Annotated in this window: 1 protein-coding gene; it reads right to left on the bottom strand. The window is 34.4% G+C overall.

Features of this window, described 5'->3' with window-relative positions; all coding sequences use genetic code 11:
* Window positions 1-619 (bottom strand): Rpn family recombination-promoting nuclease/putative transposase (locus tag DM84_RS06020; RefSeq protein ID WP_250779092.1); only part of this gene is annotated, 619 nt, incomplete at both ends.

Below are 619 nucleotides of genomic sequence, written 5' to 3'. Positions count from 1 at the left end.
AATCTATTTAGCTCCTCATATGCTTTTTTGATTATTACATCACTTCCTATTATTCTTTCCAATTCCTTTTCACTGGTTTCCTCTGCATACTTGAAGAAGTAGACCCATTTTTCTACTATACTCTCCAATTGATCTTCCTTCGTTTTTGGAAATTTTGGCAACTCAATAAATGTGAAATAAAAATCTTTTAAATCGTGTTCATTAGTATCTTCATCTCGAATAGTGTGTTTTGATTTATACTTAGACCTATCCGGAAATAGGATACAATCTACTATAGCAATAAAGATAATTTCTTTGAGGTCTTCATATTGATCACCTTTATCAGCCTGTCTTGAATGCGCCTTAGCTGCATAGTATTGTGCGCGTTTTTCGAAGCCTTTAGTTTTAGCAACCTGCATTTCGACGATCACTTGCACCCCATTTTCATTTCTGCAGAGAACATCAACAATACTTTGTTTTTTAGAGGCAATTTCAGCATCTTGAATAGTACTGAGGAACTCTATCTCTTTTATTTCATCCTTGCCAGTAAAGCCTAAAATATCATTTAAGAAATGAATAAGAATATCCTTATTCTTCTCTGTACCAAAGATGCGACGAAACGCGACATCATTCTTCGGGT

Origin of the sequence: Wolbachia pipientis, from assembly GCF_023661085.1 — a bacterium.
GTDB lineage: Bacteria > Pseudomonadota > Alphaproteobacteria > Rickettsiales > Anaplasmataceae > Wolbachia.
The sequence above is the reverse complement of the archived record's forward strand: the minus strand, read 5'-3'. Positions and strand labels throughout refer to the sequence as shown.